Annotated in this window: 10 protein-coding genes and 2 pseudogenes; 5 read left to right on the top strand and 7 right to left on the bottom strand. The window is 68.7% G+C overall.

The annotated features are described in order from the left end of the window. Together QMK34_RS44160 and QMK34_RS44155 are read right to left on the bottom strand one after the other, a co-directional pair. Positions 1-1,879 (bottom strand): cation-translocating P-type ATPase (locus QMK34_RS44160; RefSeq protein ID WP_326420812.1); only part of this gene is annotated, 1,879 nt, incomplete at its 3' end. A gap of 179 nt (positions 1,880-2,058) precedes the next feature. Beyond that, positions 2,059-3,054, bottom strand: a complete 996-nt coding sequence (locus tag QMK34_RS44155) for an Acg family FMN-binding oxidoreductase (RefSeq protein WP_326420811.1) — start codon at positions 3,052-3,054, stop codon at positions 2,059-2,061. Positions 3,055-3,260: 206 nt separating this feature from the next. Here QMK34_RS44155 and QMK34_RS44150 point away from each other — a divergent pair, with 206 nt between their 5' ends. Further along, positions 3,261-3,626 carry a CBS domain-containing protein gene (locus QMK34_RS44150; protein ID WP_326420810.1) on the top strand — a complete coding sequence of 122 codons (366 nt, stop codon included), beginning with the start codon at positions 3,261-3,263 and terminating at the stop codon, positions 3,624-3,626. Between the two features lie 104 nt (positions 3,627-3,730). Here the strand turns inward: QMK34_RS44150 and QMK34_RS44145 are convergent, their stop codons facing one another. Continuing rightward, on the bottom strand, positions 3,731-4,690 hold the full coding sequence (locus QMK34_RS44145; protein ID WP_326420809.1) for an Acg family FMN-binding oxidoreductase: 960 nt from the start codon (positions 4,688-4,690) through the stop codon (positions 3,731-3,733). 204 nt (positions 4,691-4,894) lie between these two features. On the opposite strand from QMK34_RS44145, the gene QMK34_RS44140 reads away from it, so the two are divergent. Continuing rightward, positions 4,895-5,326 carry a CBS domain-containing protein gene (locus QMK34_RS44140; RefSeq protein ID WP_326420808.1) on the top strand — a complete coding sequence of 144 codons (432 nt, stop codon included), beginning with the start codon at positions 4,895-4,897 and terminating at the stop codon, positions 5,324-5,326. 61 nt (positions 5,327-5,387) lie between these two features. Here the strand turns inward: QMK34_RS44140 and QMK34_RS44135 are convergent, their stop codons facing one another. Continuing rightward, the gene (locus QMK34_RS44135) at positions 5,388-6,287 is read right to left on the bottom strand and encodes a universal stress protein (RefSeq protein ID WP_326420807.1); all 900 of its coding nucleotides are present in this window, start codon (positions 6,285-6,287) and stop codon (positions 5,388-5,390) included. 32 nt (positions 6,288-6,319) lie between these two features. Further along, positions 6,320-7,219 (bottom strand): universal stress protein, encoded by a 900-nt coding sequence (locus tag QMK34_RS44130; protein WP_326420806.1) that lies wholly within the window; start codon positions 7,217-7,219, stop codon positions 6,320-6,322. A gap of 452 nt (positions 7,220-7,671) precedes the next feature. On the opposite strand from QMK34_RS44130, the pseudogene QMK34_RS44125 reads away from it, so the two are divergent. Then, positions 7,672-8,669, top strand: a pseudogene (locus tag QMK34_RS44125) (oleate hydratase). Positions 8,670-8,680: 11 nt separating this feature from the next. On the opposite strand, the gene QMK34_RS44120 reads toward QMK34_RS44125, so the two are convergent. Both QMK34_RS44120 and QMK34_RS44115 read right to left on the bottom strand, forming a co-directional pair. Beyond that, positions 8,681-10,423 (bottom strand): sensor histidine kinase, encoded by a 1,743-nt coding sequence (locus QMK34_RS44120; protein ID WP_326420805.1) that lies wholly within the window; start codon positions 10,421-10,423, stop codon positions 8,681-8,683. Between the two features lie 52 nt (positions 10,424-10,475). Further along, positions 10,476-11,126 carry a response regulator transcription factor gene (locus QMK34_RS44115; protein WP_326420813.1) on the bottom strand — a complete coding sequence of 217 codons (651 nt, stop codon included), beginning with the start codon at positions 11,124-11,126 and terminating at the stop codon, positions 10,476-10,478. A gap of 223 nt (positions 11,127-11,349) precedes the next feature. Between QMK34_RS44115 and QMK34_RS44110 the strand changes: the two genes are divergently transcribed. Further along, positions 11,350-13,758 (top strand): phosphoketolase family protein, encoded by a 2,409-nt coding sequence (locus QMK34_RS44110; RefSeq protein WP_326420804.1) that lies wholly within the window; start codon positions 11,350-11,352, stop codon positions 13,756-13,758. Next, positions 13,755-14,184: pseudogene (locus QMK34_RS44105) on the top strand (propionate/acetate kinase); the annotation flags it as partial. The gene QMK34_RS44110 and the pseudogene QMK34_RS44105, both read left to right, overlap by 4 nt.

The raw sequence follows: 14,184 nt of genomic DNA, 5'->3' as shown, positions 1-14,184 counted from the left end.
GGATGACGTCCGCGGCGTCCTTGGCCACGTCGGTGGCGGAGTCGACGGAGATGCCGACGTCGGCGGCGTGCAGCGCCAGCGCGTCGTTGACCCCGTCGCCGAGGAACGCGACGTCACCGCCGGTGTGGCGCTGGACGCGGACGATGCGGGCCTTGTGTTCGGGGCTGACCCTGGCGAACACGGTGGTGACGGTGATCGCGGCGGCGAGTTCGGCGTCGTCCAGCGCGTCGAGTTCGGTACCGCTCAGCAGTCCGTCGACGGACAGTCCGAGGTCGTGGCAGACCTTGGCCGCGACGGCGACGTTGTCCCCGGTGACGATCTTGACCGTGATCCCGAGCCGGGCGAGCCGCTCAAGTGCCTGTGCGGCATCAGGTTTCGGCGGGTCGAGGAAGACCAGGAAGCCGAGCAACGTCAGATCGCGCTCGTCATCGACGGTAATCGTGTCGAGGCCGGGAGCGGGCCTGCTCGCAACGGCGACGACGCGATTTCCGGCGGCGAACTCCGCGGCCAGTGCCGTCGTGGCTGTCGCCGGGACGTCGAGACAGCGCGGCAGGACGGATTCCGGTGCGCCCTTGGCGATCAGGGTTCGCGTGCCGTCGGGCCCGCTGACCAGGGTCGAGACCCTGCGCCGGTCGTGGTCGAAAGGCAGGAGAGCGAGTCGTCGCCAGCCTGCTGAGGCCGCCCGGTGCCCGGCCGCCGCCGGAGACTCCCAGAGCGCGAGGTCGAGGGCGTTGCCGCCGATCGCGTGGCCGTCTTCGATGTCGGCTTCGGTACACAGCAGACCACTCCGCAACGGATCACCGGCACCGGCCGGGATCGTGCGCATGAAGCTCAGGTGGCCCTGGGTCAGGGTGCCGGTCTTGTCGGTGAACAGGGTGTCGACGTCACCGAGGTCTTCGATACACACCAGCCGTTTGACCAGCACGTGACGCCGCGCCATCCGCTTCGAACCGGCGGCGAGGCTGACCGACACGACGGCGGGCAGCAGCTGCGGGGTGACGCCCACGGCGATCGCCAGTGAGAACAACAGGGCGTCGATGATCGGCCGGTCGAGCGCCACGTTGATCGCGAAGATCGTCACGGTGAGCGCACCGGCGACGTAGACCAGGAGCATCGAGAAGCGTCGGAGGCCGGTCTGGAAACCGGTCTCGGTCTGCTGCGTGTCGAGGCCGGTCGCGATCCGTCCGAATTCGGTCCGCGAGCCGGTGGCGACCACCACGCCACGACCGGAACCCGCGTGCACCACGGTGCCCATCAGCGCGCAGCCGGTCAGCTCCGCGAGCGGCGCGTTCGCTTCTGCCTGCGACGTCGACTTCTCCACCGGGCCGGATTCACCCGTGAGCACCGATTCGTCGCATTCGAGCGCGACCACGGACAGCAGCCTGAGGTCAGCGGGCACGATGTCACCGAGTTGCAGATCGACGACATCGCCCGGCACCAGCCCGACGACGTCGATCGTCTGCAGCCGTCCGTCACGCAGGACGAGCGTGCGGTGGTGGATCTGCGAGTGCAGCGCCTCAGCGGCCTTCTCCGCGCGGTACTCGTTGACGAAGCCCAGACCGACCGACAGTGCCACGATCACGCCGATGATGATCGCGTCACCGCGCTCCCCCACCAGATACGAAGCGAAAGCCGCGGCGAGCAGGAGGCCGAGCAACGCCGAACGCAGCTGGTGCCACAGGACCACGAAGAACCGGGTTCGATGGGACGCGACCGCGTTGGGCCCGAACCGGGTCAGCCGCGCGGCAGCGTCGGCGAGGGAGAGGCGGTGCTCATCCACGGCGAGTCTGCTCAGTACCTCGGCGGCGGGCAGCGTACCGGCCGCGGACACTCCCAGCGCCGGGTCAGGGGCGTGCCGCGGTTTCGCCGGGTCGTCCAACGTCACCAAGATCGGCGCCGGTGGGTGACGAGGCACGCGATGACGAGGGTGTCGATCAGCGGGGTGGTATCCACCGCGGGGTCACGGGCGATCTCGGACGTCGTCATCGGTTCATCGTCGTCGCCGTCACTGGGGCAGGCACAGGGTCCGAAGTCACTTTCTCCAGCGACGAAGGGACTTCATGGTCGCAGGAGGACCTCGCCGATCGCCCGGCGGAGGCTCGCCGGCGCGGGAGTACCCAGGGAATGCCCGATGCGTATGAGCACCTGCGGGTAACCCGCGAGGCCGAGGCTTCGCGCCATCGCCGACCGGATGCCGGGATCGTGCAGGGGCTGGGTGAGGACCGACGCGACGAGCCCGGCGTCGATCGCGGTGAGCCAGGCGGACTGCAGTGCGTACCCGGCGCGGAGGTGATCGGCCGGTGAGTCGCCAGGGGTGTGGAAGAGCAGTAGCCCCTCCTGCCCGAGCCTGCGCAGCAGAACGTCGCGCCGGGGGACGTCCGTGGCCGAGCGGACGAGTCCCGCCCACGGCAGCGCACCGGCGGTGAGGTCGGCAGCGATGATCCCGACGCCGTGCCGGTGGGAACGGTGGTCACGAATCGTCCACAGTGCGAGCTCACGCTGGTACCCGTGGTCGCGCCGCGACGTCTGGGCCGCGGTGAGCAGCAGGGCCGCGACGGCGGCGGGGTCTCGTTCACCGCGGACCGGCAGCACCCCCACCCCTGGCGTGGTGCCCGCCTGGGCGACCGCAGCCAGCTCGTGCTCCGAGACCAGTACGCCGGTGAACTGCCTGCGGTAACTACGCCGGCGCGAAATTGCCCCGTAGCGGTGGAGATCCGCGGTTCCCGGTGCCCGTCGGGCACCCGCGGTGACCGTCGCGACCAGGTCCGGCTGTGCGGGGTCCGGGTACAGGCTGGTCGTGACGTCCCGGCCGAGGACACGCACGGCCAGTTCGAGGTTGGCGAGTGCCGCGCCGCAGGAGAGCGTGCGGTCCCGGCCGTGCGGGTCGAAATGCGGCAGCGTGACGTCCTCGCGTTCACGGAGCTGGGCGTCGCGGCCGGTCAGCCGCACCGTCCAGGGCTGGATGTTGTGCACCGACGGTGCCCGGATCACCGCGTCGGCCACCACCTGGGTCTCGGCCGCGGACCACTGGTCCGGAACAACCTGCGAAGCCATGCCTGCCTCCTTGTGCACGTCGAATCCCGCATCCACCCTCGCCTTTCCTGCCGCGCGGTGGCAGTGCGGAACGGCTCCGATCCGGGGGACCAAAGGCATTTCGGCGAGGCGCCGCGTCGGAAGTCCCGCGGATCGGGGACCGATGGCACCGGTGTTCCGGTCGCTCGAGCGCCAGGCCGTGCCCACACCCCGAACCGGAGGACATGATGAACGAGCACGTTTCCGAACTGATGACGCCGGACCCGATCGCCGTGAACGTCGACGCGTCCTACAAGCAGCTCGACGAACTGCTCGCCGGCAGCCTGATCAGCGCGGTCCCGGTCATCGACGGGCACGGCAAACCGATCGGCGTGGTGTCGGAGGCCGACCTGCTGGCCAGGCTTCGCCACCGCACCGGTGAAACACGACCGGGCTTGTTCTCCAGCGCGGCTTCCCGGCAGGACTGGGACAAGTCACGCGGCCTGATCGCCGCTGACCTGATGACGACGCCGGTACAGACGATCTCCTCCTGCGCGCCGGTGACCCTCGCCGCGGTCCGGATGGCCGAGTCCGGTGTCCGGCGATCCGGCTGAATTTGCGGGGGTTGCCGAACGATTCGAGATAGCGCACGGCGATGTCGGTGGAGTAGTCGTGCCACCACCACCAGGGCGTTGAGACCGGCGGTCATCGATACTCCTCAGAGCGGGATTCGCCGTGTCACGGCGGTGAGTGGACGCCGTGGAGTGGGCGATCCCGGGTAGCCATATCCCAGGCGTAACAGAGACTGGGGATGTTCGTGGGCACCCAGCACCTGATGGAGCTCCGCCCTGATACCGGCGATCTCGATCGGCTGGGAAAGGAACGAAGCGCTCAAGCCGAGCTCGGTCGCGGTGAGCAGCACCCGCTGCAGAGCCAACCCCGCCCTCAGCTGGGACAACGGGCCGTCCGACGGCGTCGTGAGGGCCACGATCACCGGGTCACGCTCGTAGGGCCGCTCGGGCTGGGAATCCGGTCCGTGGTGCCGTACCGGGAGCAGTCCACCCGCCGAGCGAGGACCGCCCGCGAACGCGGGAATGCCGTCGCCGCCACCCCGCTCGGAAGTCCACTCGGCCAGCTCACGGTGATACGCGGGGTCTTCACCTTGGACGGTGTCCGCACGCCGGACCAGGGAAGCCACCGTGCCCAGCGTTCCGCCCTCGTCAAGCAGGAGCAGGTTCGCACCTTCCGCGCGCGCGGCCGCCGTGACGGCGTTCCGGGCGTGCGGCGGGACCGGAGCTTCGGTGAACGGACGCCGGTTGCTGAATCGCCTCGCGATAGCTGCGGCGAGCTTGATCTCCTCGGCCCGCGGACGCCGCGGCTGCCCGATCCCGAGCCGGGCCAGCAATTCCGGGCGCGTCCGGTCGGGCAGCAGGTCCGCGCTGCTCGCCCAGCCGCCGGCGGCCACCGCGAGCCGGAAGTTCAGTATCGCGGCGCCACAGGCCAGCCGCGCTTCCCTGCCATCGGTGTCGACCACGGCCAGGACGCGGTCCTCGTCGAGGTACAGGTCGACACCCACGGGCCCGAGCTCGAAGATCCACGGCTGGGTGTTGTACGGCGAGGGTGCCCGCACGGCGGCTTCCAGTCCGGCCGCGCGGACCCGTGACTCGGTGATGATCATCAGTGCGCTCCTGACCGGGTGGGATGGCCGCTCCAGCGTGCTCGTTCGCCACAGCCGACGACAGTGACGCTGGACCTCACACCGAAGGACCTTGGTCCCGCGTTGCCCCGGAGTGCGGCAGGCTCACACGAAGGACCTACGGCTCGCCGTCTGAGGACTTCCAGCCGTTTCGTCACCGCCCGCGAGCAGCAGAGACTTCCGGACATGCGTATCAGCGAAGTGATGAGCACACCGGTCGTCTCGGCCTCCCCCACCATGACGGCCGAGGCAGCCGCGGTCCTGATGACCGACAACCGAGTGACGACTCTGCCGGTCGTCGACAGCGGCGGCAGTCTGCTCGGAGTGCTGTCGGAGGCCGACCTCATCGGTGCCCGCTACCTGTCCGAGCCGCGTGGGTGCGGTGATCCGGACACCGGGACCATGCTCGACGGGCACCCGACCGCGGGCTCGCTGATGCGCCGGCCAGGCCCGACCGCCCGGCCGAGCGGCAAGCTGACCGAGCTTGCCGCCATCATGATCGACCAGCGGCTTCGGTCGGTGCCGGTACTCGACGACGGCCACGTGGTCGGCATGGTGACCTGGCAGGACCTGCTGGTCGGGTTGTCGAAGCCACGCCCGGCTGTACCGATCTCCTGAGGCCGGAAAAGCGAAGGCGGGTACGACTGGAAAGTCGTACCCGCCTTCTTCGCCATCCGGGTCAGGGGTTCTTCGACGGCCTCACGACCAGCACGGGGCACTTCGCATGCTGAGCCAGCGCCTGGCTGGTCGAACCCAGCAGCAAGCCCAGGAACCCGCCGCGTCCCCGGCTTCCGACAACCACGAGCTGCGCCTTCGCGCTCAACTCCAGCAGGGCATGGCGCGGCCGGTCGCGCACCAGGACCCGCTGGACCGCGACGTCCGGGTACTTCTCCCCCCAACCGGCGAGCCGTTCGGCGAGATAACGCTGCTCGGCGCCCTCGATCGACTCCCAGTTCACCGCGAGCCGCGCCATGCCACCCAGTTCGTCGTACCCGATGTCACTCCACGCGTGCACGACGACCAGCGGCATGGCCCTGATCGAAGCCTCGTCGAACGCCACCTCCAGCGCCTGCTCACTGACCGGGCTGCCGTCGATCCCGACCACGACGGGACCGTCCGGGATGAACTCCGCCGAGTCCGTCCGCCCGCGGATCACCGCGACCGGGCACTCGGCGTGGCTGAGCACCGCGGCAGCGGTCGAGCCCAGCAGCATCGCGGTGAACGCCGTGGTGCCCCGGCAACCGACCACGATCATCCGTGCGGTGCGAGACCGCTCGATCAGGTTCTCGGCCGGTGCGGCATCCGGCATCGCGGTCCGCACTTCGAGCTTCTCGTCGATCGAGTGCGCCGCCGCGACCGCGTCCTCGACGATCCGGCGGCCGTCGTCGCGAACGGCGTCGGCCAGTTCGGTCGACCCGGTCATGAGGTCTCCGTAGGCCGGCCGAGACAGGTGCACCGTATGCACGATCTCCAGCTGGAAGCCGCGTTGCGAAGCCACCTGGGCCGCCCACCGCACAGCCAGCAGGCCGAACTCCGCCCCGTCCACTCCGACAACGATCGTGCGCCTTGTCTCACTCATCTTTGTGCTCTCCTCAGGTGTGCTGGGATCGGTCACGACTCATCGTCCTGGCGAAGGATCATCACCGGGCACCGGGCGTGGTGGATCAGGGCCTGGCTCGTGGATCCGAGCAGGAGACCGCGGAAGCCGCCCCTGCCCCGGGTACCGACGACCACGAGCTGGGCCCGCGTCGCCCACTCGAGCAGTTCGTGGCGCGGCCGGTCCTTGACCGGGACCCGCTCCACCATGACGTCGGGATACTTCTCCTGCCAGCCGGCGAGCCCCTCGGCCAACTGCCGGTCCTGATGCTCTCCCACGGAGCCCCAGTCGAAATTCAAGTACGCGGGCGGTGGGATCTCCGCATAGTCGGCATCGCTCCACGCGTGCACCGCCACCAGCGGCACCTTGCGCCAGGAGGCCTCGTCGAACGCCGCGCCCACCGCCGCGTCGGACGTGGGGCTACCGTCGACGCCGACCACCACCGGACCGTCGAGCGGCAGCGCGTTCTCACCGTCACGTCCGCGTACCACCACGACGGGACAGTGGGCATGCGCGGCCACCGCCACCGTTGTCGACCCGACCAGCATCCCCGCGAAACCTCCACGGCCGGAGGAACCCAGCACGATCGTCCGCGCTTCGCCGGAAAGCTCGATGAGGACGGGAATCGGCGCCTGCAGGGGCATTTCCGTCGTCACCACCAGATCTGGGCCGATTTCCCTGACCACCTTCGTGGCCTCGTCCAGCACACGACGTCCGTTCGCGTCCATGTCGTCGAAGATGCTCTGCGGAATCGGAAGCCCGGCACCGTAGGAACCCACGATCGGGTTGAGCGCGCAGAGAAGGTGCACCCCGACGTTGCGCGGTGCGGCCTCGGCCGCGGCCCAGCGCACCGCCCTGGTCGCCTCGGCGGAACCGTCCACGCCGACCACAATCGTGCCTGCTGCCTGACTCATGCGGACCACTTCCTGTTCCCCATCGCGCTGGATCCACAATGGACTTGACTGTGCGCGGACTCCTGCTGGATGCGAACGCTACGCAGCAGACGACCAGTGGACAGGGGTCCAACGTCCTCAGCCTGGGTGACTTCGTTCCCTCAGCGATGCGGGGCCCTCGCGGACGGCCTTTCGACCGGCTTTCCGGGGACCGAATGCAGAGGCCTTCGACCCAGCCCTGAAAGCGAGAAACTCATGACCACGGCAACGCCCGACAGACGCACAGGCCTACCTCGTCGGCGCGAGGATCGCGTCACCGGCGGCTCCATGGACGGCAGTGGCGATCCGGTCGCGGGATAGGTCTCCCGCGGCGGGCGCATGCTGACCGACGAGACCTACGTCTGCCTGTGGGACCTCCCGGAAGGCATTCCGACCTTGACCGACGACACTTCTTCTCGCCCCACTTCTGGTGCATGTGGCGCACCACCTTCGCGTTCCAGAACTGGCACAGTACGATCGAACTCAAGCGCTACCTGCTGCGGTTCATCCAGGAGCTCCCGCGTATCCACACCCCGGCCGGAGTCCGCCGTACCCGGCTCAACCAGTACGACTCCATCATCGCCCCGGTCCAAGCCTGGCTCGCCGCCCGCGGAGTCTCCTTCGAGCACGGAGTACGCGTCACCGACGTCGACTTCACCGACGACGACGGTGTCCGCCGGGCAACCCGCATCCATTACCGCCGTGACGACATCCCCGGCAGCTATGAGGTCGGTGCCCAGGACTACGCGTTCGTCACCCTCGGCTCGATGACCGCGGACACCACCGCGGACGGCAACGACCACGCAGCGGAAACATCGAGCAGTTCCGCTGGGAGTCGTTCACCCTGACGATGCACAGCCCCGTCCTGTTGCAGCGTATCGAGGAGTGGACCGGTAACGCGCCCGGCGCCGGCGCGTTGATGACCTTCAACGACTCCGGGTGGCTGATGTCGATCGTCGTACCGCACCAGCCACACTTCGAAAACCAGCCCGAGGACGTCTACACCCTTTGGGGCTACGGGCTTTTCCTGGACAAGAAGGGCGACTACGTCGACAAGACCCTGCCCGACGCCAGCGGCCGGGAGATCCTCACCGAACCGCTCGGCCAGCTCGGCTTCAGCGACATCGAAGACGGCCTCCAGTCGTCGACGACGATCATCCCGGTGATGATGCCCTGCACCACCAGTCAGTTCGAACGACGCGAAACCCGAGACCGCCGTCTCGTCGTACCGCGGGGATCGGTCAACTTCGCCTTCCTCGGACAGTTCACCGAAATCCCCGAGGACGTGGTGTTCACCGTCGAGTACTCGGTGCGCGGAGCCATGCACGCGGTGTACGAACTGCTCGGCATCGACAAGGACATCCCGGGGATCTACCACGGCCTGTCCGAACCGCGAGCCGCCCTCACCGCGCTGAAGACCGCTTTCAGCTGACCGTCCGGCTTTCAGCGCAAGGGCGCGGTCCACGCCAGCCGCGTGCCACCGGTGTCGGGCCGGGTGATCGTGCAGGAACCACCGGCTTCGGCGGCTCGTTGCTCGAGGTTGCGCAGTCCGCTGCGGGCAACGATCTCCGGCAGGCCGACGCCGTTGTCGGTGACGTCGATGACCAGGTCGTCGTCCAGTGACACGGTCACCGACAGGTCTGCGGCCTTCGCGTGGCGAACGGCGTTGCTGACGGCCTCTCGCAGCACGCATTCGGCGTGCTCGGCAAGGGCGTCCGGCACGACGTCGAGCGGCCCGGACATCCGGACCGTGGTGCGGATCGTGGCGTTCGCGGTCACCTCGGTGATCGCGTTCTGCAGCCGGGTACGCAACCCGAGTGCACCGGTGGTGTCCGCGTGCAGATCGAAGATCGTGGTCCGGATCTCCTGGATCACTTCGTGCAGCTGGTCGATGTGCTCGGCCAGGCGCTTGCTGACGATCGGCGACTTCGCGTGCCGGTACGTGCCCTGCATCGCCAGCCCAATGGCGAACAACCGCTGGATGACGTCGTCGTGCAGGTCGCGCGCGATCCGGTCGCGATCGGCCAGCAGGTCCAGTTCGCGGTCCGTCGTCTGCCGTTCGGCCTGCCGCAGTGCCATCGCGGCCTGGTCGGCGAACGACGACACGATCCGCAACTGCTGCTCGTCGAACGCGGCCGCACCCGGCTTGCGCAGGGCCAGCAGCACGCCGGACGTCGACTCCCCCGAGCGCAGCAACACGGCCAGCGCGGGCCCGAGTTTCACGCCGAGGCCGTCGACGAGGTCGAACGCCAGGTTGGGCACGCTGCGCGGCACGTGGTCGCGGTACACCGCGCCCATCGTCGACCCGCCGATCGGGATCCGCTGGCCGATCATCGCGTCACCACCGGGTCCGGCGCACATCATCACCTCGAGCGTCGTGCTCTCCGACGGCACCGCGTCCGGGTCCACCGGCAGCGCGATGAGGGCGTAATCGGCGTTGGTCAGCTCCACGGCGCGGCCGGCGATCAGCCGCAGGGCTTCGGCCGTGTCTGTGCCGCTGAGCAGTTGAGCGGTGATTTCACTGGTGGCTTCGAGCCAACGCTGACGGCTTCGGGCTTCCTCGTACAGCCGGGCGTTGTCCACGGCGATCCCCGCCGCGCCCGCCAGCGCGGCCACCGCGGCTTCGTCGTCGGCGGTGAACTGCTTTCCGTCGTACTTCTCGGCCAGGTACAGCCGACCGAAAACCTCGCCACGTGCGCGGATGGGTACACCGAGAAATGTACGCATGGGTGGATGGTGGGCGGGAAAACCGCGAGAAGCGGGATGGCGGGAAATGTCGGCCAGCCGAAGGGGATTTCCTTCTTCGATCACCACGCCGAGCACTCCATGCCCGGTGGGCAGAGCGCCGATCAGCTTCCTGGTGTCGTCGTCAATGCCCAGGTGGACGAATTCGGTCATCATTCCGTCGTCGCCGAGCACGCCGAGCGCGCCGTAGCGGGCGCCGACCAGTTCGATGGCCACCGCGACTATTCGGCGTAACGTGGCGTCGAGCTCGATGCCGGACGAGACCGCGAGCACTGCTTCCAGCAGCGCGTCCATCCGGGTGCGGATGCCCAAGTCTTCGTCGATCCAATCAGGGATTCGGGGTGCCGGACGATGCGGACGCGCCTGCGAGTCCTCCGGCGGCCCGCGATCTCCCGTGGTCCAGCCGTCGGTTCTCCGGCCTTTACCTGTCGCAGTCGCCATGCATCCACTGTCGCACAGACAACGCCGTCCAAACGGTCTCAGCCGCGTCTATCTATTCCACGGTGTGCGGGGCCGCGTCGCGCAGCCCGGTGACCAGCACCGCAGCTTGAGTACGCCGTTCCATGCCCAGTTTGGCGAGCAGGCGGGACACGTAGTTCTTGACGGTCTTTTCCGCCAGGAACATCCGCTCGGCGATTTGCCGGTTGGTCAATCCCTCGCCGATGAGATCGAGCAGCGTGCGTTCCTGCTCGGTCAGCCCGGCCAGCGGACCAGGCTTGTCCACCGTCTTCCGCAGCCGGGCCATCAGCGCCGCGACCGCGCGATTGTCCAAAAGGGACCGTCCAGCGCCCACCTGGCGAACCGCTTCGACCAGCTGCATTCCCTTGATGTCCTTGATGACGTAACCGTCCGCGCCGGCCAGGATCGCGTTCATCATCGCCTGCTCGTCGGTGAACGACGTCAGCATCAGGCAATTCAGCCCAGGCAGCATGGAACGCAGTTCCCGGCACAGCTCGACGCCGTTGCCGTCCGGCAGCCGGACGTCGAGCACGACGACGTCCGGGCGCAGTGCGGGCACCCGTGCCAGCGCCTGCGAAACCGACGCGGCCTGCCCGATCACCGTCAGGTCGTCCTCCTCGTTGATGAGGTCGGCGACACCACGGCGCACGATTTCGTGGTCGTCGACCAGAAATACCTTGAGCACGGGCGCGTCGGCGTTCTTTTCCTCGGTCACCACGCCAGCCTACGTCCTCCTGAGCTTCGGACAGGGGCCGAAAGTCCCTAATCCGAGTGACCATCCGCCCCGCATCGACGCCATTGGTCGTCGGATCGGCCGCACCTGTCGTCCCGCCCGGCCAGGCGGCCTACCGTCGGTCACGAAAGCCGTCGGCGTTCATCTCGGTCCACCCTCAGGGAAGGTCTCGACTGTGCAGACCACGGCAGTGAAGAGCACGATGGCCACGACGCCGTCCTACACCGACCGCGATCGTGAACTGGATCTGCGGTGGTGGGCCGCGGCGAACTACCTGACCGTCGCGCAGATCTACCTCAAGGCGAATCCCCTGCTGCGCCAGCCACTTTCGGCCAGCGACATCAAGCCGCGCCTGCTCGGGCACTGGGGCACGAGTCCGGGCCTGTCGATGATCTACACGCTGCTCAACCGGCTCATCCGCGACACCGGCACCGACTGCGTCTACATCACCGGCCCCGGCCACGGTGGCCCGGCGCTGCTCGCGAACGCGTATCTCGAGGGCACCTACAGCGAGATCTACCCGCAGGTAACCACCGATGTCGACGGCCTCACCACCCTCGTGCGGCAGTTCTCCACGCCCGGCGGTGTGCCCAGCCACGTCAGCGTGCAGACGCCCGGCAGCATCCACGAAGGCGGGGAACTCGGCTACTCCCTTGCCCACGCCGCGGGCGCCGCGTTCGACAGCCCCGACCTGCTCGTGGCCTGTGTGATCGGCGACGGCGAGGCCGAGACCGGCCCGCTGGCCGCGTCCTGGAAGATCCCCGCGTTCCTCAACGCCCGTCGCGACGGCGCCGTCCTGCCGATCCTGCACCTCAACGGCTACAAGATCTCCGGCCCCACGGTGCTGGGCCGGGCCGACGACGCCGACGTGCTTGGCCTGCTCGCCGCGCAGGGCTGGGCCCCGGTCATCGTGTCAGGGGACGACCCGGCAACCGTGTTCACCGAACTGCACCACGCGCTCAGCACCGCGCACGCCCACATCAGGGACATCCAGCAGCGAGCCCGTACGGCCGCACCCGAACCCTTCCAGCCGGTCCGCTGGCCGGCGATCATCCTGCGGACGCCGAAAGGCTGGACCGGTCCGAGAGTCGTCGACGGAGTGCAGGTCGAAGGCACTTTCCGTGCCCACCAGGTACCACTCGCGGGAGTGCGGGAAAACCCCGAGCACCTCCGGCGGCTCGAAGCCTGGATGCGCTCCTACTCCCCGGAGACCGCGTTCTCCGGCTCCGGGCAGCTCGTCCCCGAGCTGGCAGCACTCGCACCTGACGGCGACCAGCGGATGTCCGCCACCCCCCACGCCAACGGCGGCCGGCTTCTCACGCCGCTGATCATCCCGTCCCTGGAGCGCTACGCCGTGGCCGTCCGGGCTCCTGGCGTCGAGCAGCACGAGAACACCCGCCCGTTCGGTGAACTGCTGCGCGACATCTCCACGGCGAATACCCGCGAAGCCGACGGCGGTGGCGACTTCAGGCTGTTCTGCCCGGACGAAACGGCCAGCAACCGGCTCGCTGCCATCTTCGAGGCGACCGACCGCTGCCTGCAGGCACCGACGCTCACCACCGACGACCACCTCTCACCCGACGGCCGGGTGATGGAGGTGCTCTCGGAACACCTGTGCCAGGGCTGGCTGGAGGGATACCTGCTCTCGGGCAAGCACGGGCTCTTCGCGACCTACGAGGCGTTCGCGATGGTGTCCGCGTCGATGCTGATCCAGCACACCAAATGGCTCCAGCACGCCGCCGACCTGGCCTGGCGTGCTCCGGTCGCGTCCCTCAACGTGCTGCTCACCTCGACCTGCTGGCGCAACGACAACAACGGTTTCTCCCACCAGGGACCCGGCTTGATCGACACCGCGATCCCCCTCGCCCCCGCGGTCGTGCGGATCTGGTTCCCGCCCGACGCCAACACCACGTTGTCGATCGCCGACCACTGCCTGCGCAGCCGCGACCACGTCAACCTGATCGTCGTCGACAAGCAGCAGCACCTGCAATACCTGAACATGGCCGACGCCGACACCCACTGCGCGGCGGGCGCGTCGGTCTGGGACTGGGCGAGCAACGATGACGGAGAACCCGACATCGTACTGGCGGCCGCGGGCGACGTGCCCACCCTCGAGACGCTGGCCGCCGCCCAGCTGCTGCGCGAACATGTCCCGTACCTGCGCGTCCGGGTCGTCAACGTCGTGGACCTGATGGGCCTGCTGCCCCCCGACGACCATCCGCACGCGTTCAGCGAGCAGACGTTCGAGGACCTGTTCACCGCCGGGGCCGATGTCGTCTTCGCCTTCCACGGCTACCCCCGCGCCGTGCACCAGCTGCTGCACGGCCGCCCCGACCCCGGCCGTTTCCACGTCCGGGGGTTCACCGAGCAGGGCACCACCACCACGCCGTTCGACATGGTCGTGCTCAACCGCATGAGCCGCTACCACCTCGTCCTCGAGGCCCTTCGCCGCTCCCGCCGCGTGCCGGAAAAGGGCACTGAGCTAGCCGAACACTGCCAGGCGATGCTGGCCCGCCACCACGCCCACATCCGCGAGAACCTCGAGGACATGCCGGAAATCCGGGACTGGACCTGGACCCCATGACCCGGGTACTCACGATCAACCCGGGTTCGTCGAGTCTCAAGGCGGCGCTGCGCACCCCCGCCGTGTCGCTGACCGCCGAGATCGACCGGCTGGGCACGAGCGAGGCCCGCTGCACGGTGACCGACACCGGCCTGCCGCCGGTACAGGAGCCGTTCACCGGCGGGGCGGCCGATGCCGTCGCCCACATCGCCGGGTTGCTCGCCTGCCGGGACATCCGCCCCCAGGCGGTCGCCCATCGTGTCGTCCACGGCGGCTCGTTGTTTGACCAGTCCATCCTCATCACCAACGCCGTCAGGGACTCCCTGACGGCGTTGGTGGCCTGGGCGCCCCTGCACATGCCCGGTGATCTGGCGAGCATCGACGCCGCTCGCGCCTGCTGGCCGGACGCGGCGCACGTCGCCTGCTTCGACACCGCGTTCCACCACG

Origin of the sequence: Amycolatopsis sp. H20-H5, from assembly GCF_035828755.1 — a bacterium.
Classification (GTDB): Bacteria; Actinomycetota; Actinomycetes; order Mycobacteriales; family Pseudonocardiaceae; genus Amycolatopsis.
The sequence above is the reverse complement of the archived record's forward strand: the minus strand, read 5'-3'. Positions and strand labels throughout refer to the sequence as shown.

What these genes read in the sequence shown, in the direction of transcription:
- QMK34_RS44155 (WP_326420811.1), bottom strand. Translation starts at nt 3,054, where the DNA reads ATGGCTTCGCAGGTTGTTCCGGACCAGTGGTCCGCGGCCGAGACCCAG.
- QMK34_RS44150 (WP_326420810.1), top strand. Translation starts at nt 3,261, where the DNA reads ATGAACGAGCACGTTTCCGAACTGATGACGCCGGACCCGATCGCCGTG.
- QMK34_RS44145 (WP_326420809.1), bottom strand. Translation starts at nt 4,690, where the DNA reads ATGATCATCACCGAGTCACGGGTCCGCGCGGCCGGACTGGAAGCCGCC.
- QMK34_RS44130 (WP_326420806.1), bottom strand. Translation starts at nt 7,219, where the DNA reads ATGAGTCAGGCAGCAGGCACGATTGTGGTCGGCGTGGACGGTTCCGCC.
- QMK34_RS44135 (WP_326420807.1), bottom strand. Translation starts at nt 6,287, where the DNA reads ATGAGTGAGACAAGGCGCACGATCGTTGTCGGAGTGGACGGGGCGGAG.
- QMK34_RS44140 (WP_326420808.1), top strand. Translation starts at nt 4,895, where the DNA reads ATGCGTATCAGCGAAGTGATGAGCACACCGGTCGTCTCGGCCTCCCCC.
- QMK34_RS44120 (WP_326420805.1), bottom strand. Translation starts at nt 10,423, where the DNA reads ATGGCGACTGCGACAGGTAAAGGCCGGAGAACCGACGGCTGGACCACG.